Origin of the sequence: Haloarcula sp. CBA1129 (assembly GCF_008729015.1) — an archaeon.
Taxonomy (GTDB): Archaea; Halobacteriota; Halobacteria; order Halobacteriales; family Haloarculaceae; genus Haloarcula.
In genome coordinates, this window is record NZ_RKSM01000001.1 from 2895671 (window position 1) to 2922136 (window position 26466).

30 protein-coding genes and 1 tRNA gene are annotated in these 26466 nt (G+C 60.0%); 9 read left to right on the forward strand and 22 right to left on the reverse strand.

The window, feature by feature from the left end; translation table 11 throughout:
• Positions 1 to 259: 259 nt before the first annotated feature.
• The gene (locus Har1129_RS14650; RefSeq protein WP_151102163.1) at positions 260 to 1267 is read right to left on the reverse strand and encodes a site-specific integrase; all 1008 of its coding nucleotides are present in this window, start codon (positions 1265 to 1267) and stop codon (positions 260 to 262) included.
• A gap of 396 nt (positions 1268 to 1663) precedes the next feature.
• Here Har1129_RS14650 and Har1129_RS14655 point away from each other — a divergent pair, with 396 nt between their 5' ends.
• Positions 1664 to 1930 carry an ArsR family transcriptional regulator gene (locus Har1129_RS14655; protein ID WP_225307824.1) on the forward strand — a complete coding sequence of 89 codons (267 nt, stop codon included), beginning with the start codon at positions 1664 to 1666 and terminating at the stop codon, positions 1928 to 1930.
• A 12-nt stretch (positions 1931 to 1942) separates the two neighbouring features.
• Positions 1943 to 2236 (forward strand): hypothetical protein, encoded by a 294-nt coding sequence (locus Har1129_RS14660; RefSeq protein WP_151101329.1) that lies wholly within the window; start codon positions 1943 to 1945, stop codon positions 2234 to 2236.
• A gap of 88 nt (positions 2237 to 2324) precedes the next feature.
• On the opposite strand, the gene Har1129_RS14665 is transcribed toward Har1129_RS14660, so the two are convergent.
• The 15 genes from Har1129_RS14665 to Har1129_RS14735 all read right to left on the reverse strand — a co-directional run bounded on the left by Har1129_RS14665 (position 2325) and on the right by Har1129_RS14735 (position 15098).
• Positions 2325 to 2825: a type IV pilin gene (locus Har1129_RS14665; protein WP_151101330.1), complete on the reverse strand. Its 501-nt coding sequence runs from the start codon at positions 2823 to 2825 to the stop codon at positions 2325 to 2327.
• A gap of 315 nt (positions 2826 to 3140) precedes the next feature.
• Positions 3141 to 4130 carry a hypothetical protein gene (locus Har1129_RS14670; protein ID WP_151101331.1) on the reverse strand — a complete coding sequence of 330 codons (990 nt, stop codon included), beginning with the start codon at positions 4128 to 4130 and terminating at the stop codon, positions 3141 to 3143.
• The gene (locus Har1129_RS14675; RefSeq protein WP_151101332.1) at positions 4123 to 4419 is read right to left on the reverse strand and encodes a hypothetical protein; all 297 of its coding nucleotides are present in this window, start codon (positions 4417 to 4419) and stop codon (positions 4123 to 4125) included. Before Har1129_RS14675 ends, Har1129_RS14670 begins: the two co-directional genes overlap by 8 nt.
• The gene (locus tag Har1129_RS14680; protein WP_151101333.1) at positions 4412 to 5245 is read right to left on the reverse strand and encodes a hypothetical protein; all 834 of its coding nucleotides are present in this window, start codon (positions 5243 to 5245) and stop codon (positions 4412 to 4414) included. Before Har1129_RS14680 ends, Har1129_RS14675 begins: the two co-directional genes overlap by 8 nt.
• Positions 5242 to 5796 (reverse strand): hypothetical protein, encoded by a 555-nt coding sequence (locus tag Har1129_RS14685; RefSeq protein WP_151101334.1) that lies wholly within the window; start codon positions 5794 to 5796, stop codon positions 5242 to 5244. Before Har1129_RS14685 ends, Har1129_RS14680 begins: the two co-directional genes overlap by 4 nt.
• Before the next feature lie 22 nt (positions 5797 to 5818).
• Positions 5819 to 5980: a hypothetical protein gene (locus Har1129_RS20690; RefSeq protein WP_191906180.1), complete on the reverse strand. Its 162-nt coding sequence runs from the start codon at positions 5978 to 5980 to the stop codon at positions 5819 to 5821.
• On the reverse strand, positions 5980 to 7824 hold the full coding sequence (locus Har1129_RS20695; protein WP_191906181.1) for a hypothetical protein: 1845 nt from the start codon (positions 7822 to 7824) through the stop codon (positions 5980 to 5982). The genes Har1129_RS20690 and Har1129_RS20695 overlap by 1 nt, the downstream gene beginning before the upstream one ends.
• A gap of 39 nt (positions 7825 to 7863) precedes the next feature.
• Positions 7864 to 8262: a hypothetical protein gene (locus Har1129_RS14695; protein WP_151101335.1), complete on the reverse strand. Its 399-nt coding sequence runs from the start codon at positions 8260 to 8262 to the stop codon at positions 7864 to 7866.
• Positions 8259 to 8588 carry a hypothetical protein gene (locus Har1129_RS14700; protein WP_151101336.1) on the reverse strand — a complete coding sequence of 110 codons (330 nt, stop codon included), beginning with the start codon at positions 8586 to 8588 and terminating at the stop codon, positions 8259 to 8261. The genes Har1129_RS14695 and Har1129_RS14700 overlap by 4 nt, the downstream gene beginning before the upstream one ends.
• 93 nt (positions 8589 to 8681) lie before the next feature.
• Positions 8682 to 10871 carry a hypothetical protein gene (locus Har1129_RS14705; protein WP_225307844.1) on the reverse strand — a complete coding sequence of 730 codons (2190 nt, stop codon included), beginning with the start codon at positions 10869 to 10871 and terminating at the stop codon, positions 8682 to 8684.
• A 746-nt stretch (positions 10872 to 11617) separates the two neighbouring features.
• Positions 11618 to 11722: transfer RNA gene (locus Har1129_RS14715), tRNA-Arg, on the reverse strand.
• Positions 11723 to 11776: 54 nt separating this feature from the next.
• The gene (locus tag Har1129_RS14720) at positions 11777 to 12073 is read right to left on the reverse strand and encodes a hypothetical protein (protein WP_151101338.1); all 297 of its coding nucleotides are present in this window, start codon (positions 12071 to 12073) and stop codon (positions 11777 to 11779) included.
• Positions 12073 to 13170, reverse strand: coding sequence for a DUF373 family protein (locus tag Har1129_RS14725; protein WP_151101339.1), 1098 nt, complete (start codon positions 13168 to 13170; stop codon positions 12073 to 12075). The genes Har1129_RS14720 and Har1129_RS14725 overlap by 1 nt, the downstream gene beginning before the upstream one ends.
• A gap of 46 nt (positions 13171 to 13216) precedes the next feature.
• A complete protein-coding gene (locus tag Har1129_RS14730; RefSeq protein WP_151102165.1) occupies positions 13217 to 13717 on the reverse strand; it encodes a phosphate-starvation-inducible PsiE family protein in 501 nt (166 codons plus the stop codon).
• 37 nt (positions 13718 to 13754) lie between these two features.
• The gene (locus tag Har1129_RS14735; RefSeq protein ID WP_151101340.1) at positions 13755 to 15098 is read right to left on the reverse strand and encodes an MFS transporter; all 1344 of its coding nucleotides are present in this window, start codon (positions 15096 to 15098) and stop codon (positions 13755 to 13757) included.
• 135 nt (positions 15099 to 15233) lie between these two features.
• On the opposite strand from Har1129_RS14735, the gene Har1129_RS14740 reads away from it, so the two are divergent.
• Together Har1129_RS14740 and Har1129_RS14745 are read left to right on the forward strand one after the other, a co-directional pair.
• Positions 15234 to 16265 carry a radical SAM protein gene (locus Har1129_RS14740; protein WP_151101341.1) on the forward strand — a complete coding sequence of 344 codons (1032 nt, stop codon included), beginning with the start codon at positions 15234 to 15236 and terminating at the stop codon, positions 16263 to 16265.
• Between the two features lie 311 nt (positions 16266 to 16576).
• Complete coding sequence (locus Har1129_RS14745) at positions 16577 to 17416, forward strand: DUF1109 domain-containing protein (protein WP_151101342.1); 840 nt, start codon at positions 16577 to 16579, stop codon at positions 17414 to 17416.
• On the opposite strand, the gene Har1129_RS14750 is transcribed toward Har1129_RS14745, so the two are convergent.
• Complete coding sequence (locus Har1129_RS14750; protein ID WP_151101343.1) at positions 17417 to 17737, reverse strand: zinc ribbon domain-containing protein; 321 nt, start codon at positions 17735 to 17737, stop codon at positions 17417 to 17419.
• Between the two features lie 107 nt (positions 17738 to 17844).
• Between Har1129_RS14750 and Har1129_RS14755 the strand changes: the two genes are divergently transcribed.
• Positions 17845 to 18360 carry a CNNM domain-containing protein gene (locus Har1129_RS14755; protein WP_151101344.1) on the forward strand — a complete coding sequence of 172 codons (516 nt, stop codon included), beginning with the start codon at positions 17845 to 17847 and terminating at the stop codon, positions 18358 to 18360.
• A 3-nt stretch (positions 18361 to 18363) separates the two neighbouring features.
• On the opposite strand, the gene Har1129_RS14760 is transcribed toward Har1129_RS14755, so the two are convergent.
• The 3 genes from Har1129_RS14760 to Har1129_RS21220 all read right to left on the reverse strand — a co-directional run bounded on the left by Har1129_RS14760 (position 18364) and on the right by Har1129_RS21220 (position 20231).
• Complete coding sequence (locus tag Har1129_RS14760; protein WP_151101345.1) at positions 18364 to 18738, reverse strand: YccF domain-containing protein; 375 nt, start codon at positions 18736 to 18738, stop codon at positions 18364 to 18366.
• A gap of 232 nt (positions 18739 to 18970) precedes the next feature.
• The gene (locus Har1129_RS14765; protein ID WP_151101346.1) at positions 18971 to 20062 is read right to left on the reverse strand and encodes an aminopeptidase; all 1092 of its coding nucleotides are present in this window, start codon (positions 20060 to 20062) and stop codon (positions 18971 to 18973) included.
• Between the two features lie 43 nt (positions 20063 to 20105).
• The gene (locus Har1129_RS21220) at positions 20106 to 20231 is read right to left on the reverse strand and encodes a hypothetical protein (protein WP_004590316.1); all 126 of its coding nucleotides are present in this window, start codon (positions 20229 to 20231) and stop codon (positions 20106 to 20108) included.
• Between the two features lie 159 nt (positions 20232 to 20390).
• On the opposite strand from Har1129_RS21220, the gene Har1129_RS14770 reads away from it, so the two are divergent.
• Entirely contained in the window at positions 20391 to 21074 is a 684-nt protein-coding gene (locus tag Har1129_RS14770) for a helix-turn-helix domain-containing protein (RefSeq protein WP_151101347.1), read from the forward strand.
• 69 nt (positions 21075 to 21143) lie between these two features.
• Here Har1129_RS14770 and Har1129_RS14775 read toward each other — a convergent pair whose 3' ends face one another.
• A complete protein-coding gene (locus tag Har1129_RS14775) occupies positions 21144 to 21653 on the reverse strand; it encodes a metallophosphoesterase (protein ID WP_151101348.1) in 510 nt (169 codons plus the stop codon).
• Positions 21654 to 21719: 66 nt separating this feature from the next.
• Here Har1129_RS14775 and Har1129_RS14780 point away from each other — a divergent pair, with 66 nt between their 5' ends.
• Positions 21720 to 22691 carry a cation diffusion facilitator family transporter gene (locus Har1129_RS14780; RefSeq protein WP_151101349.1) on the forward strand — a complete coding sequence of 324 codons (972 nt, stop codon included), beginning with the start codon at positions 21720 to 21722 and terminating at the stop codon, positions 22689 to 22691.
• Here the strand turns inward: Har1129_RS14780 and Har1129_RS14785 are convergent.
• On the reverse strand, positions 22670 to 23422 hold the full coding sequence (locus Har1129_RS14785) for a hypothetical protein (protein ID WP_151101350.1): 753 nt from the start codon (positions 23420 to 23422) through the stop codon (positions 22670 to 22672). The genes Har1129_RS14780 and Har1129_RS14785 overlap by 22 nt on opposite strands.
• Before the next feature lie 74 nt (positions 23423 to 23496).
• Here Har1129_RS14785 and Har1129_RS14790 point away from each other — a divergent pair, with 74 nt between their 5' ends.
• Both Har1129_RS14790 and serB read left to right on the forward strand, forming a co-directional pair.
• Complete coding sequence (locus tag Har1129_RS14790; protein WP_151101351.1) at positions 23497 to 25674, forward strand: ATP-dependent DNA helicase; 2178 nt, start codon at positions 23497 to 23499, stop codon at positions 25672 to 25674.
• Positions 25675 to 25750: 76 nt separating this feature from the next.
• Positions 25751 to 26383: a phosphoserine phosphatase SerB gene (gene serB, locus Har1129_RS14795; RefSeq protein ID WP_151101352.1), complete on the forward strand. Its 633-nt coding sequence runs from the start codon at positions 25751 to 25753 to the stop codon at positions 26381 to 26383.
• Positions 26384 to 26466: the final 83 nt, after the last annotated feature.

Here is a 26466-nt window from a genome sequence, read left to right on the forward strand (position 1 = left end):
TACCGGCAGTAGTGTGCCCTTCACGACAATATTCTGTAGAGTGGGTCCGGGAGTACGTGTCGGCGGCGACGGGCATTGCAGAACGGACAGTCAGTAGCGACCCGCGGCAGCACTCGAATGCGACCGACAGCGAGTTGATGCGATGCCACTCCGAAGCGCGTAGCGTGGCCGCTGGCATTACTATCGTCCGCAAGGAGCGGGCACGGTGGGAACCTGAATATCGCCAATTCGCGGCGTTGATTTTAGTACTCATTGTTTTTCAAATATCTGGAAGGAAATCGCTACGCTGTTCAGCCTGTTCGCGGTCAGAACGCCGATCATAGTGACGGTCAAGAATATCTGTACTCGCGTTGAGACGATCTTTCACAACTCGTCGAGGAACATCCTCACGACGGTAATAGGTCACTCGGCCGCTGCGAACATCGTGAGGTGAGCGAGCGGATGGACACTTACTGGCATGGTCGATGTGGGTCGCTTCGCATTCATCGATATCGCGGTCGTGCGGGCAGTCCTCACCACGCCAGCAGGGACGAGTAATCCGATACAGTGTCGTTCGGAAGGTGTTGCCAGCTGGTCGACCGTGTGCTGTCGTGAGCAAGGGTTCTCGTCCGTGATCGTCGGTCACATCGTCCCGGTGGAAATCAATGTAATCCTCGATGTACCGAGCGGTTTTCTCACTGATTCGGTTCCACCGAGTCCCTGCCTCACGGTTCTTGAGCGGCGTATCTGTTTCAGGGCGATGGACGAACTGGAGTGCGGGCCCGGAAAATCGGGGATGGTCACCATCTAAGTCCACATCTCCGAGATCGAGTCCACGGATTGCGCCAGTACGCGCACCGGTTTCCCAGAGCAGAGCGAGAATAATGTGGTCGCGCGTGCTGGGACCGGCCTTTTCAAGATAGTCCAGAATCTCAATTGCGCGCTCAGGGTCAAGCGTAGTCTCCGATACGTCCTCACCGTTTGTCATCGTCGGCAGGGTCAACTTTTCATAGAACCCCTGTGGTACAGCGTCAATGTCACTGGCAAACTGGAGGAAGCGGCGGAGTGTTGCCAGTTGACCCTTGAGCGTGACCGCCTTGATAGGGTCACGACCGTCGCCCTGGCCTTCGCGTCGCCAGATCCGATACTTATAGAGATCACGCCCAGTGAGTTCGTTCAGGTTCTCGATCCCTTCCTCATCACAGAACTGTACGAACGCCCGGAGACGGTGTTTGTTACTCTCCCGTGTCGACTTTGCGTGTTCGTCGATCATCGCATCGTGGAACATTTCCACAGCCTCATGAGGTGGGATCGGATTGAGGTTAGTCACCGAAAACCACCCCACGAACCGGGCGAACGCCGGACTTTTTATTTAGCGAGGCGACTGTCGTCGTGCGGGGCGTAGACCCCGTATCGGTTCCTGTTGACATGGATGAGGTAACGGAACCGCCCTCGGGCCGTGTTCCAGCACGGCCCAGTTCTAAATGGCTGAGAGCCATCAGTAGGCGGCCCGCAAGAACACTATTACCCAGAAAGTGCATAAATGTATCGGGAAGCTATATTTGATTGGTTGATATGAAAATGCACGTAAGGACTGAAATAGGTGGTTCGAGTAATATTTGTAATTCAAATGCGCTTATCCGGTTCGTGGCAGAGCGTTTGGGACGACCGTATCCTTGAATGGATGCGAGAGAACGAGGGTACGGGAACGCCTAAAGAAGTCCACGACAGTGGGTTAGTCCGTGTTTCGAGAACACAAATCGGCCGCCGGATGAAGAAGCTCGCCGAGCATGGACTTTTGACTCACGTTGGTAACGGAGCCTACGTGATCACCGAGGAAGGGAAAGCGTATCTCGACGAGGAATATGACGCCGAAGAAGGCGTATATATCAACGGTAGCGGCCCATCTGAGCCGTCCACGAGTGCAGACGCTGGAACGAACGACGTGTAATCGCCCTCCACTATGACGATTCGAAAGACCGCCCGCTGGCAACGGAGTATCGATGACCGAATACTGGAACACCTTCGGGATGACTCGGTGTCGACAGCCAAGCAAATGGCTATCCGTGACAACATTCACGCGACAGAAGCGCAGGTGCAAGATCGGTGTCGGGTATTGGCTGACGCAGATCTAGTCGCGTTTCTGACGGAGGATCAGGATTTCATCGAGTTGACGACGGAAGGTGAGCAGTATCTTGAGGGAGAGGTCGACGTGGAACTGTATCCGTATCCCCGGCATCCGAAAGCGATGGAGTAAGCCAACCAACAGTGGGAGGGTGGGTGGCTTGACATATGTCTATTGGGTAGGGGTCTCTTTCTACACAAATAAGAAATGAAGCGCTTAGTTACGCTTCGGGCGCTTCGTAGCTGGACAGCGTCGCAGAGTTGTCGCCGCCTTCATTCGTATAGACAATATTGAGTTCATCGTTGTTGTCGATTTCTGCGGTTGAGGTCGTTCCTGCCGTAATCTCAGATCCAGAGCTGTACGGTGTATCGCCGGAGGAATCTCCGAACTGAAGCGAATCTGTCCCGTCAGTTACTGATAACCGACCCGCTTCAATTGTGTCACCGCCATCGTGGGTAATCGTTACGTAACCCTCGTTACCACTGGTCCCGTCGTTCGCAAGAGTGAGTGAACCAGTCCAAGAATTCGATCCACTCGTATCGTAATCATACGAGAAGCTGGCCTGTGGAGTGTTCTGCTGTGCCTGATCACCAAGACCAAGCACGAAAGATGCGATTACTGCAGCGAGGATAACCGTAATTGCGACCATCAGAATGACGCCAATCACCGGTGAGACAGCGTCATCTTCGGTAAGCAATTCCTTCAGGTTTGTTAGGTCCATACGACTCAGTCCATGAGAGACAATGGTATAAACCAGCCAGACTGTTCAAGCAAAATCAGGCGATACAAGTCCAGACTGTAGGTTTACAAGGCACTGTTGTATATTTCAAGCAACACTTGAACACCAATTATCAGCAAAACGCATGGATATCGGGGGGCTATCCAGGCCCGGAACACTGATGCGAAAACAGTGTTCCTATATCCCGTTTTCAGCGAGACGGGTCACTGTCTCGCAGGTGTTTGTCTGTACCTGCAGCGTATCAAGATTGTGGATATGTAGTCAAAATAGCTTCAGGTACAAAACAAAGTACGAGTATTATTCAGCAGGTCCACGTTCACGAAGCAGGTCAAAGAGTTCGGGCCATTCGACATCTTTCTCGAATAGCCCTGCTCGAAGATTCCACGTCCAAGGAGCGGCATCGTCGGGATCGTAGCCGGTGGCCTTCTCGATTTCTTCAAGACTGCCACCGAACAATCGGCCAGTTGGTGCATCAGCGTCGGCAGGCCACGTCTCGAAGAATTCCGCGCTCTTCTTAGCAGCCTTGTACATCGCCAGCGTAGACAGTCGCTTCCGCTCCGGGTGGAGGTCCTTCCCGGTGTGAACCACGACAGCTTCCATGTCGACGCCGATCTTCGCGTAGCGCTTCGCTAGCGGTGTGTACTGTTCAGCCACTTCCCGGCGATTGGTCCGGGCATCGAAGTGCGTCGAGCCTTCGTCGATCAGAATGGCCTTCGGTCGGTCGCGGTGTTCGAGCAGCTGCACGGCGAGATTGTGCGCTGACGTGACGACGATATCCGTCTGTTCCCACGTCCGGACGTTCGAGAGCACCAAGAGGTCATCGAGGTCGAGCGCCCGCAACGTGATCAGAAGGATGGCCGTGTTGGTCTTACCCGTGTTCGGGTTGCCAGCGGCCGTGACAAACGCCGGAGCGCCGTTGTTCTCGATTTCGTTCAGGAGCATCATCGGCAGACGCAGCGCCGAGGCATCGAGGTCCTGCTCAGTGACACCGACGATATGGGACATGACCGAGCCGTTACCAGTAGCGACGGCTTCAGTTGCTGTATCGGTCAGTACTTTCGAGGAAAGCGCCTGTCCGAGCGCAGTGCCTTCGAACGTCGAACTACCGACCGGAGACCGGTCGGTTTCTCGCATTGCTGTTTCGATGAACGACAGCGCCGCGCGGTCTTGGGCGTCCTCGACGATACCAGTATGCGGGAGCAGTCTGTCGTCGCCGTCGATTTCTCCCTGTACCTGTTCGTAGAGCTTCGCAGCGGTCAGTAGGTGTTCGTCAACGCTGTCAGTCATCGGCAGGCACCTCGACAGAGTCAGTACTGTCCTCGACGAGTTGATCCCGGAACGCGTAGGCGAAGCTAATCAGCGGAACGACAACTGAGACGACAGGAAGAGAACTGGGAACAGGTCGATACGCAGGTACGTACACCTGTTCACCGGCGTTCTGCGTCACTTCCAGCGGCACGTCCAAGGCCTGCGGAGGAACCGACCAGAGACCGGCCCAGAAGCCAGCAACGAATGTCACAGCAGCAGTTACCACGACGATACTCTTCTCACGGTGAGTTAGGTTGAGTTCAATCATCAGCAGAAACACCTCCGTCGCCAGCGCCAGCGAGATCCGCGAGGTCTTGGTCGAAATCGACGCGGATTCCGGGCACATCTGCCTCCGGAGACTCATCGTCCTCGGCGGCACGGATCTTGCGGTCAAGGCCGAACTGTTCAATGGCCGAATCTATCTCGTCAGTCAACCCCTCGCCTTCATCTGGAAGCGTGCCGCGCTCGAAGGTCGAAACGATGCGGAGAACCGCCTTTCTGGTGGCGTTACGGATAACGGTGAACGCCTGAGCTTCGATAGCAAAGCCACGCTTGGCGTCGGCTTCGAGCTGGCCGCGACACTCTTCGACAGCTTGGAGTGTTCGCATCAGCTCCCGGTCGGAGAGCGTGCCACGCCAGCAGCCATCGACAGTCTGTGCTTCGAGATCGACGTTCTTCCCGAACGCGAGGTTTGGACTCACCCAGTCCAATTGGCCGTCCTCGACGGACCACTCTTTGAAGCGCTGGCCCGGCATCCGGAAGATGCCGCCCTTCATCCGGCGGGCGTCGATGTCGACGAGCCAGACGTAGTTCGGGTCCCACAGCAGCGACCGGACCTTCTTGCCCGTCGGTCGTCCGACCAGCGGAATTGTCACGAGCGCACACAGGCCGATCAGTCGCAGGCTTCGAGGGAATTCGTAGCCGAGAATCGACGCGATGACGAACAGAACGATACCGACACCAGAGGCCATGAGCAACAGGTTGTCCGTGAGCCACCGGAACAGTCGGTAGGTCCGGCTGTGATCTGGGCCGGGATCGGCGTTGTGAGCCATCTCGTCTCGGTCGAAATCGGGATTGCTCCTGTCGTCAGTCATGCCAGTCGCTCACCCCGTTGGGCCGAGCCGACTTTGGCTGAGACGGCTTCGTACAGGACGGCAATCACGACACCGAGCGCACTGCCGAGTGCGGCGTTGCGAACGTCCTCACCACTCCACGGGCCGGTGATGATGAACGAGTTGGGTTTGCGGAGGTAGTGGAACCGTTGCTGTTCGATTGATTGCTCAGTCCAGAGTGTGACGCCGCCGCTCGATGGCACTCGAACAGTCGTGGTCGTATCTGCGTCGACGACAGCCGCACGGAATGAGACACTACCGGCTTCCGAACCGTCGTCGACCTGCGGGGCGACACTGACGACTTTGTACTCATCCGACCAGAAGTCGATCATCATTTGGCCGTCCTTGTAGCGGTAGTCTGTGACCACCACGTTCTCGTCAACGACGAGTTCGACATCACTGGGTGCACCGTCCGGTGCGGAGACGTTCGTCGAGGTCGCCGTCTCGTTCGTGGTTTCTTGCGCTGCTGCTGGTGCAGCGAGAGCGATACAGCTGACGATCAGTATCAGGAGTATAGGCGTATGTGCGTTCATGTTCGAAAAATCAGCGTGTTGGTCACCAGACCCAGTCGAGTGACGGCTCTGGGAGCCAAGACGACAGCAGATCAACGGCTGGCCCGATCACGTCGACGGTCCCTGAAAGTTGCAGCGCGGCGAGTGCGATCAGGACGAGCCACACGTCCCGAGGAACGAGCTTGAGAGCCAGCCAGTAGACCATCAGTTGTTACCTCCCGTCCGTCGCTGGCTCACGGCATAGAGTGTGCCAACGCCGACCAGTACCAGTACGAGTGATGAGGAGGAGCCACCGAGCAGGCCACCGCCAGCCGAGCCACGAAGGTTCTGCTCACGCGCCTCGATCTCTGCTCGCTTCCTCGCCAGATCCTCGTACTGTTGTTTGAGTTCGGTTACGTTGGTCGTCTCGTAGGTGGTTTTCTGGATAGTGACGTTCTGGACGGCCTGACCGTCCTGCGTTGAGATACTATCGATGGTGAACTCACCATCCAACTCGACAATGCGGTCACTGGTAACGACATACTGCGTGCCGCCGATGTTGGACGTGTTGTAGGTCGTGCCGTTCTCGAACTGCCCGCTGGCAGGATTCTCTTGAGAGAACAGGACACCTTCGTACTGCGTACCGTCTCCAGTGGTTACGTTGAAGCTCCCGATCTGGTCGAAGTTCTCAGGGGAGTTCGTACCCATCAGTGTGAGCTGTGCGGCGGCCCAGCCCTGGAAGTCCTCACCTGCGGATTGCTGGTTCGAGAGTACGTAGGGGTCTACGAGGTCGCTATTGTTGATTTCGCCCTTCTGATAGGCAGAGTAGGTATTATTTGCCAGCGTGTCCATGTCGTTCTGTACCTGCGTGTTCTGCGTTTGGATTTCCGACCACTGGGCGCTGTACCTCTCGAAATCGATTACCTTGATAGACTCGTAATTTGAGTTAGGAGCAGTGATTCGGATGCCGTCAGCGTAGTACTGAGGCGGGTCGCTCCCGTCCCCGACGTGCGCCACAATACCGGTATCCGGGCCGACAGTATGAGTCCCGCCCGTGTCCCCTGCGAGATTTTCGGACTTGAGGTAAAGAGACTGATACGTGGCGGTGGACCCATTGACGAGAGACAGAGTCTCTTGCGAGTCGCCAGATGGGTCCCAAACGACATACATATCATCGTACTGACCGCCGCCACCAACGCCAGAGGTGCCGATATCAGCAGTATAGGATTTGCTGGACTTGGGCGGGGCGTTCAGGCCACTCTCGGACTCCATCGTGTTAGCGATGTACTCGGCGTTCGTGGCCTGCTGAGTCCATTCAGCGGCTAGGTTCTCTTGTTTCGTAGCGTAGTAGTCTGCCACAGCGGACTTGGCCTCGCTCTTGGCGGCGGACTTGCTACTGCCGTTGTTCAGGGCCCGAATATAGGCGTTCTTGCCGATGATCCGAGCCTGCGTTTTGGTGTCCGACAGGTAGTTGTCCATCGTGTTGTGGTAGTTGTCGGCTTGTGCCTGACTGTTCTGACCGGACTGATACAGGTCAATATGGGTCTGCTCAGTCGAGAGTCCGGTAGTGTTGACGGCCGTACTGCCCGGCAGACCAGTCCTATCGAGTTGGACGACCGAGGGCATCACGGACTCTCCGACAGACTCACTCAGATCATAGGTGAAATCGGCGTCTCCACCCGTATCCCCGAGGAATTTACCGGGGTCGCCCGGCTTCCATGCATCAGTGACGCCGCCCTTCGAGAAGCCGGGTTCAGCATCAGCACCTTCCACCTGAACGGTGAAGGTGTCGTACGCGCCAGCGTTGCGGAAGTGTGCTGACGGAGTACTGGCCGATACCGTCTTCTTCATGATCGTGACGTTATCGCCAGCAGGCGACCCGGAGGTAATCACGGAGATCGTCGTCTCGGTGGTAACGTTCGAAAGGTCAATTTCGACCTTGTGCGGGCCGGTCGTGAACTCCTGAGCGTACGTGTCCGTCGAAGTTTGTGCCAGCGCGGGGCCGACACCAGTAACGACTGCCGACAGGACAAGCAGGCCAGCCAGCAGTATCGAGCGTGCGTGACTCATCAGAGTTTACCTCCGAAAGAATGGCGTCGTGTCATCGGTCTACTGAACAGCCACTCCCCAAGAGACGACCGTGGCGATGAACGCCAGCTGCATCCCAAGCGGGTCGCCCAAGCTGAGTAGGAAGTCGTTCACTTGTGGGACAAACTCGTTGCCGAGGATCACGAGCGGGCCAGCGACAATCGCCACTTTCTCCCAGAGTTCGTAGTACTCGAAGCGCTTGGACTCGCTCGACGCGAATCCAGCCGCGTACGTGCCGAGCGATACCAGTAGCGAGTGCTGGGTAGTCAACGTGTACGACAGCCACGGGAGTTCGACCGTCGTGATCCCGCCGAACTGGTAGAGGCTCGCGGCCACGAACGCCACCGAGAGCATCGCCGGCAGCGAACGCATGTTCATGTAGTCTCCGGCCACATCGCCCAGGCGTCGCTGGTAACTCATTGACTCACCCGCACCTCGCGCGGATTGTACTCCTGTTCTTCACCGTCCTCGTTTTCGAACGATTCCGTTTCTTCGGACTTGCGAACGCCGATCTTCGCACCTTCGATGAGGCCGGCAATGATCTGTCGACGCATCGTCTGATTGAGCCGGATCGGACGGCCATCGATTTCGGCCACACCGTTGTAGCTCGCCAGCGGGTTGAACGCCGTGATGACGCCAGTCACTTCTTCGCCTGGTTCGAGGTCGATCCATCCGTTCGAGTTGTCGTCGTCAGAAACCTCGACAGAATCGAGGTCATCAAACGACGGGGCTTCGTTGGTAGCCATACTACATTCAGAAATACTAGATGCTAGTTAAAAGAGAAAAACAAGATTGAATCTGGTGAAGTTTTAAATACAAAGAATACAGTGCGTTAGAGATCAAGAGACACGAATAGTATGGCCACACGAATAACACTCGAATAACGATAGAGACCTGTCGGTGATTTGCCGTTCGTACTGATAGCGTCCAGAATCACAGGACTGACAACTATCATTTATTCGTGGGTTCTGGAAACCAGTACGATTTTCTGAATTTTTGTTCGAGTCGTCCCAGCTCTCAACGTCGGTCGTGATCTCGGTCATTGTGACACCGTTACCGGAGCTGGCCGAGTGGAGTTCACCGTCAATCTCGATAGAATGCACGCGCCATTCTGGAACGCGCTCATGATCCAACCAGTCAGGGCGGTGTTCTGGATCATCCAAGTCGGGTCGGTCGAAGCCAGCCAAAACGCCGCGTATTAGCGCTTCACCGTGCTTATCCGGTAGCTCAGATTGAAGCATCCCGAGCAAGCCAGCGACACCAACATTCGGATGTCGACGAGCTTTCCGCTCTATTCGTTCGACGTACTCGACGGCCTTGTTCTCAAACGCGTCGTCGAGGATGTACGTGTCATCAGGTATCGGGACTGTGGCGTCAACAGCGCCCTGATATTCCGCGCAAAGCGGGCACTGGTTCGACCCGTCCGGGTGGTAGCACTGCCGGTCGGCCGTCGTCTGTTCGCAGGCACGCCAAGCGTCAACCCAATCATCCCATAGCTCAGTCGAGCCGCCGTCGGGAACAATTTCAGACGATTCAGCAGGAGAGGTATCTACCCGATGTTCTGTGAGTGTCTGAGATTGGTCGATACCGTGAGGAGAACCACACTCGGCGCACTCGACCGTGTTAGTTCCTTTGTCAGAGACAGTGAGGCGGTCGCCGTGTTGACCCTCTAAGTCCGAATGCGGCGACTCATGCCGTTGCCGACAGCGGTCAGCAATTGCGGCCCATCGGGCCGAATCAGACCTGGAGACTGTTCGAATGTTTCCGGCAGTCATCGCAGCTGCCCAGGCGATGTAGGAAGGAGATCGTTCGAATAGGTCGAGCGGATCGATAGAAGCGTAGTCCGCAACGTAGGCGGCGAGGTTTTCGACCGACTCGGGGTCGCGTACTGAAACGGGAGTGTCGCAGTCGTCGCATGCGCCTTCGGCAGCATCCCACGGGTTCGGTGCTGTATCCGCGTGTTCGGGACACGGCGTGTTCGTATGGGCGTCACGTCCAGCGCCCTCGGTCGCGGATACGTGGGTTTCCATGACGGGAGCGAAGTCCGACTGTGAGATTTCGCCGTCGACGACAATAATCGAGTGTTCGTGAGCGTAGCACTGATTTTGACCACTGCCCGGATGTGGTTCTAACACGCGCCAGAACTGCCATTCGTCGTTCTCGAAACCGAGCTTGTCGAATACGTATCGAAGCTTCTGGTAGACCTCGCGCCATGGCTCACGGACTCGGTTCGCATGGTCGACAGGGCCGATCCGAGTCCCATCGGGGACGGAAGAAGCCGAGCGGGTCAGAAACGCGACGGAAGGGTTATCAAACGTGGCTTCGGTTTCGCCGCCAGAGGGGCGTGAGCCGCCGGTAAGTTCACGAAGCCAACCCTGGCACTGAGCATAAAACTCGCGCTGGTAGTCTGGAGACCACCGATCAGATACTGAAAAGCTGAATTTCGTGAACTCAGGGTCACGGGGCCAGCCGTATTGGAGGTTGATTGTTGTCTGACGGGTCCGCTCGTGGGATTCAAGCAGGTTCTCGACTGCGACAGCCCACGGTACGCCTTCGATTTCAGTAACTCGTTCACCAGAGACGGATTTGCGAACTACCCAAGAATCGGCTGCATCAGCAGGTGAAAGGGAAAGTTGGTCAATCTCGTCACTGTGGGATTCAGAAACATGACCTGCTGGGTCTTGCGTAGCTGGCATGAAAAACGACTCACAGCGTCCACAGTAGTAGAGAATGTCGGAATCCCATGTCTCAGTAGAAAAATCAGTGTAGTCCTCTCGGATCGGAGTTCCGTCCTCGAATGCAACAGGAACATCCACGAGATCGGGACACTCCTCGATGAACGACCAGAGAACGTCGTCAGTACTTGGTAAGTCGCGTTCGTCGGATTCGGAAGATTGAGTTTCAGCGTCTGTCCCGGCGGTTTCACACTTATTCTGATTGGTTTGCCGAGAGCCGCTGGCCGCTGGTTGCCCCTCACTCATCGAACTTGGTAGAAGAATCAGCAGCGTTCGGCAGAGACCACACAGCATCCCCACGTTCCGGGCCTTCGGCCGGGCTTTCGCGTTGGGATTGCCCCCGTCGCTCCGCTCGGGGGCGTGCGCTCTCTCGGTCAGTCGGACCCCCATGTGAGGGGGTCGCTCCCTCCGCTCGCTCGCTTGTGACGGAGTTTAGGACTGTTTCAGGAATGTCATCAAAGCAGGAATGGCAGAGGTCGAACCGGGCAGCGTCCGTATCGGTGTGATTGATACAGATCGCTCCGCAGTTGGCGCAGCCGTAGTGAACGTACTCCGACCAAGAAGTCACGCCTGACCACCTCCTTCGAGATCGAGGATCTCAGCTGAGACTTCATCTCGAGTATGTCGATGAGCCTCGGTTAGCGCGATTGCCGAGGCCGTGGTATCGCCGCTATACGTAACAGAGACTAAATCGAAACAGAGCTCGTCGACGAAAACCCAGTCAGTCATCGAGAATCACCATCCTCGATCTGCTCGACAGCTCGACGAACTTCGTTGTCGGTTGCCTCTAGGAGGCGAGATGCACGAACGAACTCGTTCGGAGGATACGGCCAGTCCTCAGGAGAGGGAGAATTCAAGAATCATCACCCCGCTCACGTCCCGGAACAATGGAAATCGCAAGCAAGCAGCGGGGGCCGTTCAGCTGCTGAACGAACTCCGAAATTCGAGTTTCAGCAGAGAATTGCAAGCCGTCGAGAGACGACCTGAGTCGTGATATATCGGTATTTGAGCGTAGAAGCTCTAAACCGATGGTTTGCGGACGGGCACGGTGGGATTCGAACCCACGACCGTCGGATATCTTCCCCCGATGGTACAGCCAGCGGAGATAGAAGTCCGACGCTCTATCCGGACTGAGCTACGTGCCCTCGACATCGTCTACTTCCGGTGGTGACAAAAGAAATGCGGAACACAGTCGCCGGTCAGTCATCGGGGTCGAGGTCTTCCTCGACATCATCGACCGTCGCAATAGCGTTTACATTACCGGTCTGAATCGCTGTCAGTCCGTCCAGACCGCAGAGAGCGTCGAGTTCGTCCTGCGTGGTCGAGACCAGCAGGTCATCGAACTGGAGGTGGCGCTCGACGGTCGCACCGGCGGTTTCAGCGGCGGCGGCAACGCGCTCGAGGTCGGCGTCGTCGGCCGTTTCGAGAACCAGATCGACGGGCTCGCCTTCGATAGGGTCAGCACGCAGACTCTCGACGGCACGGGAGACGTACATCACTCGGATGAGGGACCGCCGGGCCCTTGATTGTGCTGTTCGGGGTGGTCAAACCGGGCCTCCGCGACAGCGAAGACCAGCGTACTGACCAGCCCGAGCAGCGTCCCGCCGGTGAGCATCACCGCGAGGTACTCCAGATCTCGAACGCCGAGGAAGAAGGCGCTAACGGCGTGTAACACGGCAGCGATGGACAGGACGTAGAAGGGGGCGTTCAGATACCGCCACCGGAAGCTTCCATCGAGATACTCGTCAGTCACGCGGCCAAGGCTGGAGGTGATGCCGGCGGCAGCGAACCACTGAATCGCGCCCGAGACCAGCGACGCGATAACTTCCAGAGCGTCGGGGTCGGTCTGGCGTTCAAGCTCTTGAACGCCGCTGACGCCGCCGATGGCAAGCAGTGCGGCCGCGACAACGTAGGTGATAATCGTCACGCGCCCGGCGTACAGCCCGGCGGTCGTTCGCTCGACCGCCTCGTCGAGTATCTTCTCAGCGCCGAGGCCCCGTGCGAGGATATAGAGGCCGAGGAGGCCAGAGATGACACCTAGCGCGGAGCCGGGGTAGCCCAGTGCCTCGATGGCGATTGTCAGCGGGTAGATGAGCAGGAGGATGCCAAGCGGAACCAGAATCGTGCCGCGAGTTTCCGGGTCGTCGAGCACCTGCTTGATGGTGTAGTACATCGATTCGAGATTCTGGGCCTGACGGACGACGACGCGGCGGACGCCATCGATGCGGACCCGCGAGCGGATGACAGGGACCACCGACTCGTCCTGTGCGCCGTCGGTGACGATGAGCGCCCGCACGTCCTCGCTGGCTGCCAGCGACGCGAGAACGGTATCAACCTCCTCGCCGACCGCCCGGTTGGCGGCGACGTCGCTCCCATCGACGCCGGTGACGGCCGCGACTTCGACCGGCTCGTCGGTGATGTCGTCGTAGATGTGGACGCCCTCGAAGAGGACGTTCACATCGGAGTCCTCTGGGTCGTTCGAGGCCAGCGCCACCGCTGCGTCTACGACGGCATCGCGTCCGATGACGGGCGTCTCGATGCCGGTCTTGCGGCCGAGGTCGTCATCGAGGTCGATACACAGCACCAGCAGCATCTACCGGCGCTACGCCGCCTGTGTTTAATTTCTTTCGGGGACTCGACTACCCCGATTCCGGCAGCGTCCCGCGGGTCCGGCGCTCGACGAGCAGCAGTGCCGCGAGCCCCAGAATGATGAGCGTGTACGCCGCTGCGGCGGTGAGCGCGGCCTGTTCGGAGCTGTACTCACCAGTGCGGAAGATAATGGCTTTCCTGACCATCGCGATGACGCCCGTGTAGATGACCAGACGGACGATGCGGCGCGTCTCGCTCTCCTGTGTGTACGCGACGACGGTCTGGTACACCTCGACGATAATGAAGAGGAGCAATGCGGTGTCGATGAAGCCGACGACGACCAGCGGGTCGGTGATGTCACCTCGGAGCGCACTCTGGAATATCTGGAGTCCGAGGTCGAACACGCCGATGGCGAACAGCAGAACCAGTACCAGCGCCGCGATGACTTCGACGTACCGGATGGCCGTCTCGCTGAGAGCCAACACTCGGTCGTCGAACGACTCCGCGGCCGGTAGCGGCCCGCCAACGGGGTCGGACTCCTCGTCGTCCATACTCATCAAAGGGTCCCCAACCCATTCAAACCGGTCCCTATCTGGCGTGGCCCGGGTCGGACGGCCGCGGCTCGTAGGTCTCCGATGTCGAACCCAATCTGGCGACGAGCCACAGGACAGGGAGCAGCAACACGCTGCCGACAACGAACGGCGACCAGTAGCCGACGGCGAAGTACAGCCCGCCCATGACCGGCGGGCCGACGGTCCGGGCCAGACTACCAGCGCCCTGCGTGATACCGAAGGCGCTCCCCTGGACGGCCGCGCTGGCCCGCTGGGAGACGAGCGCCGTCAGCGTCACCGAGAGGACGCCGTTACCGAGCGGCAGCAGCGTCAACACGAGCAGGAGGCCGAGCAGGTCAGCGGTGAGAGACGGAACAAGTGCGGTCAGGTCGGGAAGAATCGAGCCGATGGCCCGAGAAATCGGGATTGCGCCGACGCCGACAACGAGTAGCCCGGTCCCGAACAGCGAGAGCCGGACCGGGCTGTAGCGCGCCGAGAGCCGGCCGACGAGGACTCCTTGCGTGATGACCGCAACGACGCCGATGTAGGTCAACAGGAGTGCGCTCTGGGCGGCCGTGTAGCCGTAGATGTCGGCGACGTAGGGAACGAACATCACCTGCACGCCAGAGAAAGCAAACGAGACGAGGAAGAAGGCCGCGAGCAGTGGCCGGAGGCCGGGCGTCGCCACCGCCGCCCGGAGCTGGGTAATCGAGGAGGTGCGTTCAGTCGCTGACGCAGTTTCCGAGACGGTTCTGGACTCGGGGAGGAACAGTACGGCGACAAGCACACCGCACAGGCTCGCGGCCGCGGCGGCAAAGCTCGGGAGCGAGAACCGGGTAATCGGCACAGCCGCCGGCAAGAGCCCATCGACAACGGCAACCGTCGCGTCGAAGCTCAACACCGCGCCGATGCCGGGGCCGAAGATGAACCCCAGACCGAACGCGGCTCCAATGAACCCGAGGGCAGCGGCCCGTCGTTCGGGCGGCGTCACGTCGGCGACGTAGGCCTGAGCCGTCGAAAGGTTGCCGCCCATGGCACCGGCCAGCAGCCGGGACAGAAAGAGGAGCCACAGCGCGTCGGCCAGCCCGAACACCGTCCACGCGAGGACGGAGCCACACAGCGACACCACGAGCACCGGGCGGCGGCCGACGCGGTCCGACAGCGACCCGAGCAGCGGCGCGAAGACAAACTGCATCGCGGAGTAGGAAGCCGCGAGCAGTCCGATGACGAACTCCGTCCCGCCGGGGAACGACCGGGTGTAGAACGGGAGAATGGGGATGATGATACCGAAGCCCAGCAGGTCCAGAAAGACGACGAAGAAGACGACCGCGAGGCCACGACGGCGGCGGGACCCGGTGATACCGGTCCCGGTGTCTGTCATACCAGCCCCTGCGTCGGGAAGCCGGATAAGAGCGCGGGACGCGTGACTCCCCAGCGCACCCCTGTCCATGCCGTCACGTCCCACGCCGGACCTGATGCGCACGCTTTTTCCCGCTGGGAGCGGTGGCTAGAGACAATGATTTCCGAGGGCTGCGAACAGTGCGCCAAAGGCGGCAAGATGGTGCTGTTCGTCTACGGCTACTGCGACCAGCGAGACTGCTTCTACTGTCCCCTCGGGGAGAACCGCAAGAACGTCACCCAGATGTACGCCAACGAGCGTCCGATCGAGGACGACGCAGACGTCATCGAGGAGGCCAAGCGCATGAGCGCGCTGGGTACCTCAATCACGGGCGGCGAACCTCAGGAAGTACTCGACCGGACCTGCCACTACCTAGAACTGCTGAAAGACGAGTTCGGCGAGGACCACCACACGCACCTCTACACTGGGATTCCCGGCGGTCGCGAGAACATGCGCCGCCTCTCGGAAGCCGGTCTCGATGAGATCCGCTTCCACCCGCCCTTGGAGCAGTGGGGCGATCTCCACGGGACCGAGTGGGAGGACATCCTCTACATCGCCCGCGAGGAGGGGCTGACCCCCGCCTTCGAGATTCCCGGCATCCGCGCCGAAGAAGAGTTCCTCGAATTCTTAGACGAGGGCGCGGCCGACTTCTGTAACATCAACGAGTTCGAGATGTCCGACGGGAACTACCGCCGGATGCAGGAGGAGGGCTTCGAACTGAAAGAGGACCACATGAGCGCTGTCGAGGGGTCCCACGACATCCTTGAGACGATGGGGGACCACGAGAAGGTGTATTTCTGTACGAGCGTGTTCAAGGACGCCGCCCAGCATCGCTCGCGACTCAAGCGGATGGCCCGCAACATCCGCCGGGAGTTCGACGATGTGACCGACGACGGGACCCTCGTCTACGGGAAGGCGTGGACCTCCGAGGCCCGACTTGAAGCCCTCGGCGTTCCCGAGGAGTACTACACGGTCAAGTCCGACCACGTCGAATTGGCCTGGTGGCTGCTCGAAGAGATGGTCGAGGAGGGCGATGTGGAAAAGGGCGAAATCGTCGAGCAGTATCCGACCTACGACGGGACAGTCGTCGAGCGGACGCCGCTGTCGGCTTCGAATTCACAATCGGAGCAGTCAGCGGTGGGGGACTGATCTGTCCCGGACGCGAACGAGCGAAGCGAGTGAGACGTTCGGTTTTTTAGCGTAGATTTTTCGAGGAGTGGTTCCCGCAGTGAGCGGAGCGAACGAGGAAACCCGACGATGAAAAAGGTACTCGTGGCAGTATCCGACCTACGACGGGACGGTCGTCGAGCGGACGCCGCTGTCTAACGGTGCTGACGCCGGACGAGCGACGGCCGACGACTAATCCAGTTCGGTTTTCGTCCCGGTTTCTGCGACTCACAGGCCTGTACTGTCCAGCCGTGGCTTTATTTATCAGCTAAGAGAAATGCCGGTGACCCTCCATGCGCTTTGCTATCGACAGCGGCAAACTACTGTACGCGCTCGGTGTCCTGTTCGCCGCGGCGGCGCTCCTGTATTTCGTCCGTGACGTCGTGTTCAATCTCTCGATAACGGTGAAAGCGGTGTTACTGTTGCTGGGCTTTATCCTGTTGTTCGTGGCGGGTGTCACCCTCGAACGCGACGTGCTTGACGTTGTAGCCTTTGCTCTCAGTGGCGTGACCTACGTCGTGTTCGTCGGGTACGTTGTCGTCCGGTATTCGCCGGGCGAAACGGGGACGTTCCTGTTGCTCGCCGCGTCCGCAGGGCTGTTCGTCGGGCTGGGCTATGCGCTCCGGACAGGGATTCCGACGCCATCGCGGCGAACAGCAGTGGTCGCCCTCGGCGGCCTCCTCATCGTGAGCGGCGGACTCGTGGGGGCCGACGCGCTCAGCGGCGGGGTGACCTACGACGTACAGACGAGCGAATCAGTCACCGTGTCGGTCCCGGCGGCGGAACAGACCCCGGACAGGTACCCGTACATCGAGGCGGAAATCGGGACCGTTGCCGCGTCGAACCCGTCACCGTTCCTGCGGGCGCTGGCTCTCCCCTCGATTTCGGGCTGTCTGATCGGGCCGACGGAGCATCCACAGGAAAGAGTGTACGTAGACACCGATATCCAGTGGGACGAGGACACCATCGGCGCTTCGACGACAAAGTCCTACGCAGTCACCGCTGAGTTACCGATTGCTCCGAACCGGACGGAGCCAAAAACGTACGCCATTGAACAGGGGATTGACTGCGGTGCCGAGCGGGCCGAGCCGACAATAGCGATTCAGGTCGGCGAAACCGACACGTTAGACTGACTACTCCAGTTCCGTGAAACACTCCTGACAGTAGGTGGCGTCTTGCATGTTTGGCGTGCCACAGGAGCCACAGATCACGACCGACATATTTGTCTCTGACAGCGGTGCCGCCGCATCGTTGGTGAGTGCGTCGGCCGACCAGTTGGGCCCAGTCGACGACCGATCATTCATCTCGGCGCGCTGCTGGGCCTGCCGGATGAGTTCGTCGTCGCGCATCGCTTCGAGGCCCCGCCACAGTCCCAGAAACAGCAGCGTCGGTGCGACGATGACGAACAGGCCAGCGATGACGCGCAACGCCAGTTCCAGCTGGCCGAGTGGCATACTGTCACAAGAGGCTGGAACGTCGAGTATCCTTCGCCGCATCCGTCGGCTCGCACACCATCAGGCCGCGCCGACGCCTTCTTGCATCACCTCGCTGAAGACAGCCTATGAATGGCCCTGTCGTGGCAGTCGGTGGCGGACTCGCCGTGATCTTGCTCCTCGGCGTGAGCGCGTTCTTTTCCAGTTCGGAGATAGCAGTGTTCTCGCTACAGAAAGACTGGATAGCACAACAGGCGGCAACGGGCGACCGGCGGGCACAGGTGCTGGAAGAGCTGTACGACAATCCACACCGCCTGCTGGTGACGCTGCTTGTCGGCAACAACATCGTCAACATCGCGATTTCGAGCATCATCACCGTCCTCGTCGCGAACTATCTCTCCCCGGGACCGGCGGTCGTTGCAACCACTGTCGTCACCAGCTTCCTCATCCTGATTTTCGGCGAGATCGTGCCGAAGGCGTTCGGCCTCGGCAACGCACAGGAATGGGCACTGACCGTCGCATCGCCGGTCCGGCTCGTCGAGCGCGTGCTCTCGCCGCTTATCACGTTGTTCGACGGTATCACCAGTCGGATGAACGCGCTCATCACCGTCGAGACAGACATCGAGAAACCGTATCTGGACTGACTGTCAGTACTGGTACAGCGACACGACAAATGGGAGCTTGTTGTACATCCAAATCGCCAGCGGGAGGCCAACGATTGTCAGCGTCAGCGCGTACGCGACGCCGGTCCAGACGCCGCTGGCCCACCAGCCGACGAAGACGAACCAGACCACACGGACGAGCAGCGAGTACTGCGAGCCGCCGTCGCTCTCCGTGACAAGCCGGTCGCGTCGTTTGAGCGTCAGCACGAGTGGCACCCTGTTTATCAGCTTGATACCCAGCGGGATGCCGATGATTGTGACGTTCAGCAGCCACGCGACCGAGAGCCAGATGCCGGTCACCCACCAGCCGACGAACAGAAACCACACCGCCCGAACGAGGAGAGACCGCTGTGCACTCATACCCGAATCTACCTCGCCCGGCATCATAAGCTTCCTGTCCAGTGTGTGAGGACAGAAATCGAGCCGGTCTAGAGGTCCGGCGTTACGCTTCAAACCCGTCTTCGAAGACGAACGTCCCGTTCCGCTGGACGACCTGCACCGACCTTTTTCGGCGTCGGGTCGCCGTTGGCGACCGCTCCTCGAAAAACGTCGATGAAAAAGCCGACCACTCACTCCGTTCGCGGTCGGGTACTCAGTCCTCGAACCCGTCTTCGAAGACGAACGTCCCGTTCCGCTGGACGACTTCCCCGTCAACCTCGATGAACGAGTCCTCGCTCATGTCGACAATCATGTCGACGTGGACGGCCGACTCGTTTTGCTCGTTGTCCTCGCCAACAGTCTCGTCGTAGGCTCGTCCTACCGCCATGTGAACGGTGTCGCCCATCTTTTCATCGAACAGCATGTTGTAAGAGAACTGGTCGATATCGCGGTTCATTCCGATGCCCAGTTCGCCGAGTCGGCTCGCACCGTCATCAGTCGACAGCACCTCGGTCAGCAGGTCTTCGTTCTTGGCGGCGCTGTGCTCGACGACTTCGCCGTCCTCGAACCGAAGGAAGACATCGGTCACTTCCCGGCCCTGATGGTACAGCGGCTTGTCGAACAGTACCTCGCCCTCGACGCTGTCGGAGACTGGCGCAGTGAACACCTCGCCGCCGGGAAGGTTCTTCTCACCGTAGTCGTTGAGCGTCTCGTTACCGGCAACAGACATCGTCACGTCCGTCGTCTCCCCGGAAACGATGCGGACTTCGTCGGCAGGGTCCAGAATCTCGACCATCTGTGCCTGGTGCTCGCGGACGGCGTCCCAGTCCTTGAGGACGGCATCCCAGACGAAGTTCTCGTAGCCCTCCGTCGAAGTCTGGGCGAGCTGGGCGTTGGCAGGCGCGGGGTATTGTGTGAGACACCAAGTCTTCGAGAGCCGCTCGTTCAGGAGCGGCTGCTGGGACTGCTGATAGGCGGCCGTTGTTTCGGGGTCAACGTCACTGGTCTCGGTGACGTTGTCACTGCCCTTGATCGCGATGTACGCGTCCATCTCCTCGTACAGCGCTTCAATATGGCTCGGCGTCTCGAACTCGTCCCGATTGCGAAGGTAGGCACGACGGAACCGCTCGCCGAGGCGGTCCTGTACGACAAGCGGATTTGCGCCGCGGTCAGCGGCAAACTCGTGTAGCGCGGTCACAAGATCCGCAGCCTGCGGGTGAGCGTCGATAACGAGGTTGTCGCCCTCGCTCAGGTCGATAGAGTGGTCGACAATGACTTCCGCATGTTCGCGAATGCGTGGGTCCATACAGATAGGCACCACCGACGGCCCCTAACCGTTACCCTCCCGGCTACTTCTTCTTGCTCTGCTGGAGCCCTTCCTTGAATCCCTGAAAGGTCCGCCGGAGCATCAGATACATGAAGAAGAAAAACAGGAGGACGGCAGCGAGGAGTGCGTACGTGAGCAAGTCAGCCATACCGGCGGTTGTCGAGCCGACATCAAAGTCCTTTCGGGAGACCCGGCTTCGGGCGTCTACCGGGCGATATTGAAGGGTAAAATGCGGGTTTGACCGATAGCTACAACGACCACTGTGCTTTGGCAAAGACTCATAATCCCATAGAACATACAGATAGTCATGTCGTTGCTGCCTTCTCGGGACCCGGCGACCCCGGACGCCGAACCTCGAGTCATCGGTGTCGACAGTGATGATGCGGACGACGTGTTGTCGGCACTCTCGGCAGAGACAGCGCGTAACTTACTGTCAGAGCTAAACAAGGAGCCAGCACCGCCGTCGGAGCTGGCCGACCGGGTGGATACGTCGCTGCAAAACGCCCAGTACCATCTGAAGAAACTCAAGAATGCCGGTGCGGTCGAGGTCGTCGATACGGCGTACTCCGAGAAGGGGCGCGAGATGGACGTGTTCGCGCCGGCCAACCAACCGCTCGTTATCTGCGCCGGTGACGAACAGGAGACATCGGGGCTGCGGGCGGCGCTGGCGAACATCATCGGTAGTCTCGCTGTCATCGGCTTCGCCAGCCTGCTGATCCAGCAGGTGTTCGGGAGCGGACTGGGGTCGCTGTTTGGCGGCCCAGCAGTGTCGTCCGGAAGTGCGGACACCGGGACCCGGGATCCGAGTTTTTACCCCGAGAACGCGACCGTGACCGATGGGGGCTTTGAAGCCACTGCGGGCGCGCTCGATACCGCCGCACGAGGCGGTGCCGAGGCCGCTGCCGCCGCGATTCCGCCGGGACTAGCGTTCTTCGCCGGCGGCGCGTTCGTCCTCGCGGGGATGGCGGCGCTGTGGTACATGCGGCAGTAGTCCTTTCGCGCCTGCAGCGTTCTGCAAAAACGAAGGGAAAACCTCGACCAGAAGTGTCCCTGTATACCGTTACCGTTCGACGGTTGTCGTCGAAATCGGTGTTCCGTCCGGGGAGCGAAGGCGAACGCGAACGTCGCCGGCCATCACATCCAGTTCAGCGTGGGCCGGCTGATAGCGTCGAGGGTCGGCGTAACTCCCCGGGTTGACCAGCGTCCAGCCGCCGAAGTCAGTCAGTACAGGTTTGTGTGAGTGACCGACGACAACGATATCGGCGTTTTCCTGCCGGGCCAGCATCCCGAGGGCGGTTTCGGTGTGTTCGTGGCCGTGTACGACGACGATGGTCAGCCCCTCCCAAGAGACGGTCGCAACGTCAGAAAGCCGGGCACGGACCGCCGGCCGATCGTTGTTCCCGACGACGCCGGTCAGTTCGTCGCATTCGGCGTCGATAGCATCGAGGACCTGCTCGGTCATGAAATCGCCCGCGTGGAGAACGCGGTCGGCCTCGCGGACAGCGTCAAGCGTCCGACCCGTCAGTCGATGGTCGTCCGTCCCGTGCGTATCTGAGATGACAGTGAGCATACCGCGCGTAGCAGCCCCAGATATAAATCCAGAAGCATTTTGCGTGATGGATGTGACGGAAAAATAATGGCAGGGAGTAAATCAGTCGTCATCGCCGCACTGATAGCCAACGGCGCGATTGCGATCCTGAAGTTCTTCGGCTTCCTCCTGACAGGGAGCGCCGCGATGCTGTCGGAGACGTACCACAGCATCTCTGACACCGGAAATCAGGTATTCCTGCTCATCGGAATCCGATTCAGCGAGCGGGAACGTGACCGTCGCCATCCCTTTGGCTACGGCAAGGCGCAGTTCTTCTATAGCTTTCTTGTCTCCGTGTTCCTGTTCGGTATCGCCGGCTGGGAGAGCGCGAAACACGGCTACAGCCAGCTAACCAGTGGCGGCCACGGCGGCGGTGGACACGCTGGCGAGGCGGTCGAGTTTTTGTTTTTCACGTATCAGCCGCCGGCATGGCTGGACCCGCTGTGGGTCAACTACACTGTCCTCCTCGGTGCGTTCGTCTTCGAGACGTACGCCCTGATAAAGGCCCGCGCCGAGATGAAACGTCAGATCGACCGGAACGACTGGTCGGGCTACCGCGAGGCGTTCCGCAAGACGAGCGACGTGACGACGCTGACCGCGCTGACCGAGGACACCATCGCGCTCGCGGGCATCGTCATCGCGCTGGTTGGCCTGTTTCTCGAACAGCAGACCGGCAACCCGTTTTTCGACCGAGTCTCCGCGCTGCTCATCGGGATTATGCTGATGGGCTTCGCTCTGGCGCTGGCTTGGGAGAACAAGCGTCTGTTGCTGGGGGAGAGCCTCCCAATGGACGAGGAACAGCGCCTCCGTGATGTCGTCATGCAAAACGAGCACGTGGACGAAGTCATCGGCTTCCGAACGGTGTACTTCGGTCCGAACGAGGTCATCGTCTTCGCCGACCTGCGGTTCGTGTCGGACCTCGACGTGGAGTCGATGGACGACGAGATAACGGCCCTCGAATCGGCGATGCAGGACGCCAACGGCGACATCAGGAAGGTCTACATCGAGCCGGAGCTGTAAGGGTCGTTCCCCTCCAGCCACCACGGAATCGGGACGCGACCGATATCAGTGGTGACGGTCACGCTCGCGTCGATATCCGGTCGGTCCGGTCGTCGTTCGCTGTGTTCGACGGATCTGATTACCCCTTGTCGGTCGACGTACAGCCGCGACCGTCCGATTTCGGACTCGTTCTCGCCGGTCGGTGACTCTACTGTCTCCGTTGAGGACAGAACAGCGACCGGCCGTCCGTTCCACCGGAAGGAGTCCACCTGCCGGTACTCGGTATTCGACAGGAGCCGTCGAAGCAGATCAGTCCCTGCTGGCGAGGTGACCAGCGACGTGTTCGGCGCGGCGGGGGTAGTGGCGTACGGCGTATCTGGGTCGTCCCGGACATTTGTGTACACCGTCCCGTTGGCGAGAACCGCGTCGTCAGATATCGGACCGAACCGCCGTCTGACCCGCGTTATCTCTCTATCTCGGTCTACCCAGACATCGAGCGTGTTCTGTGGCCCCGCCTGTTCGACGTGGCGGTGGAAGCTCCGGGTCGAAAGCGCCCGCTCGTGACGGTCCAATAGCCGGTCCAGATCGACCGTCCCGTTGGTGGTCGGGGCTGTCACCGTTGCGTCCAGCGAGTGAGTGGGGACCGGGGCAGGGGTTACCGGGTCGCTGTCACCTGCCGTCGGGCCGGCCGGAAAGAAGCCGGAACAGCCCGCGAGAAGCGCGATAGCGACGGTGAGCGAGACACGCCACATGTGCCTTAGCAGGGGCGCTCGCGGCAAGTAGCTGTGGGCGAACCCTTTTGCCGGTGAACGGCCAATCAGCGCACGTGGCAACGACAGACGACGGCTACATGCGGTTTTTCCCCTTCGAGGAGCCGTACGACCATCAGCAGGAGGCGATGGGAACGATATACGACGCGCTCGAAGAGGGGCATGACGTGCTGTTCGAAGGGGCCTGTGGGACCGGGAAGACGCTCGCGTCGTTGGTTCCAGCGCTGGAACACGCCCGCGAGACCGGCAAAACCGTCGTTATCACGACGAACGTCCATCAACAGATGCGCCAGTTCGTCGAGGATGCCAGAGCGATTACCGACCAAGAGCGACTGCGAGCGGTCGTCTTCCGGGGGAAAGGATCGATGTGTCACATCGACGTGGACTACGAGGAGTGTCAGGCGCTGCGGGACACGACCCGTGATCTGGTCGAGGTCGAGAGCGACATCGCCGAACTGGAACAGCGCGAGGGGGAACTCCTTTCTGACGGGCAGGCTGGCAGCAGCGAGGCGATGGAGGCCCGCAACGCCGTCGTCGAGGAACTCCGGGACCTACAGGACGAACGGGAGGAAATCGAGACAGAACGGTCGACCTGCGACCACTACTACCGGAACCTCACCGTCGACACCAGCGAGTTCTACGCGTGGCTGTTCGACGACGTTCGGACGCCCGACGACGTGTACGAGTACGCCCACGAGCAGGGGCTGTGTGGTTACGAGCTGCTCAAGGAGGGGATGGACGGCGTCGACCTCGTCGTCTGTAACTATCACCACCTGCTGGACCCGACCATCCGCGAGCAGTTCTTCCACTGGATCGGCCGCGACCCCGAGGACATCATCGCTGTCTTCGACGAAGCCCACAACGTCGAGTCCGCGGCCCGGGACCACGCCCGGCGCACGCTGACCGAGAACACGCTCGATCAGGCCCTAGAGGAACTCGACAACGAGGAGGACGCCCGGACCGACGCCGCGGCCAACGTCATCGAAACGTTCCGGGACGCCCTCATCGAGGCCTACGAGGACGCCTTCGAGTTCGGTGGTCGCGCGGCCGTCGACGAACACTGGGACGACATCACCATCGCCAACGACGACCGAAAAGACGACCTGACGCTCGCCTTCCTCCAAGGGTACACCGGCCCCGGCTTCCACGAGGAACTGGACCGCGCGCTGGAACTCGGCCGGGACCTCGACGCCCGCTATCAGGAGGCGTTCAAGCAAGGTGAACTAGACACCAGAAAGGAGTGTCAGACCCTGCAGGCCGCCGGTTTCATTTCCGACTGGCTCGAGGAATCGGACGACACCGGCCAGTATCCCGTGGTCAGCGTCCGCCGTGACGAATCGACGGACGACGTGTATGGCCGCGCGGAACTGTACACCTGCATCCCCGAGGAAGTCACCCGTGACCTGTTCGAGGACCTGCACGCGGCAGTGCTGATGAGCGCCACGCTCCGGCCCTTCGACGTGACCGAGAACGTCGTCGGCGTCGAGGACGCGGTGACGATGGCCTACGGCGCGCAGTTCCCCGAGGAGCGCCGCCGGACCTACGCCGTCGACGGCCCTGCGCTGTTTTCCAGCGAACGCGACGACCCCCAGACCCAGCAACGCATCGCGCGCACGCTCGAAGACATCGTGCGCTTCACGCCCGGAAATACGCTCGTGTTCTGCCCGTCTTACAGCGAGGCCGAGCGCTACCACGACATGACCGCCGTGAGCGCGACGCGGTACCTAGACGAACCGGGAACGCAGGCGCGTGACCTCCGCGAAGCCTTCACAAACGGCGATGACGGCGTCCTCTACACCTCGCTGTGGGGGACGCTGGGGGAGGGCGTGAGCTACGACGGCGACGACGCCCGGACCGTCGTGGTCGTCGGCGTCCCCTACCCTCACCTCGACGACCGCATGGACGCCGTCCAAGACGCCTACGACGTGGCCTTCGGCGACGACGAGGGCGACGCCGGCTGGCGCTACGCCGTCGAAATTCCGACAGTTCGCAAGACCAGACAGGCCCTCGGGCGCGTGGTCCGGTCGCCCGACGACTTCGGCGCGCGAATCCTGCTGGACAAACGCTACACGGAGGCCGCTGAGATGGAGATGCACGACTACGCCGTCCGCGGGACGTTCCCGACGGAGGAACGCCGCGAGATGGTAGATATCGGCCCAGAGAAACTCAAGTTCGCGATGCTGAACTTCTATCAGGATATGGACGCGTACGACGGGCCGCCGCCGAAGCCGTAGCGTTGTAGTCCGGCCAAAAACGGTGACCGACCGGAAACCGGATGTTTTGAAACCCTCCACACGAAACTCGGGGGCAATGCTAGTTGCCTTCGACTTCGACGGGACGCTCTCCGACTCGGAGATGACGGTCCTGCTGGGAAGCCAGAACGGGACGGCTGAGGACATGGCCGATATTACCGAGCGTGCGATGAACAACGAAATCGAATACGCCGAGAGCCTTCGCCAGCGGTGTGCGCTCCTCGAAGGCCTCGCTGATGAGCAGGCACAGACGGCCTTCGACGAGGTGGCCCTGCGACCCGGCGCGGCCGAAGTCATCGAGGCCCTTCGGGATGCCGGCGTCTACGTGGCTATCCTCACCGGTGGGTTCGAGCGCGGCGTCGAGGCTGCACTCGAAACAGACGGCGTTGAGGTCGACGCTATCGTTGCCAACCGACTGCCTGTTGAAGACGGGAAACTCACGGGAGAAGTCCGCGGGCCGCTCATCTCCGGAACCAAAGACGACGCGATGGAGGTCGTGACCGCCGTCACCGGAGAGGACCGGGACACAACGGTCGCCGTCGGCGATGGGGCCAACGACCTGCCGATGCTCGAAGTCGCGAATCTGGCTATCGGCTTCGATCCGAAACCGGCCGTCGCGCCGTCGTGTGACACGTCAGTCGAGACGATGAACGAACTGTACGAACTGCTGGAAGCCGAAGAAATCCTGTAGCGCAGTCTTCGTTTTCGCTGCTCGTTGTCGATACTGTGTGGACCTGTTGGCAGGAGAGAAAACGGAAACGGGGAGAGGCACGC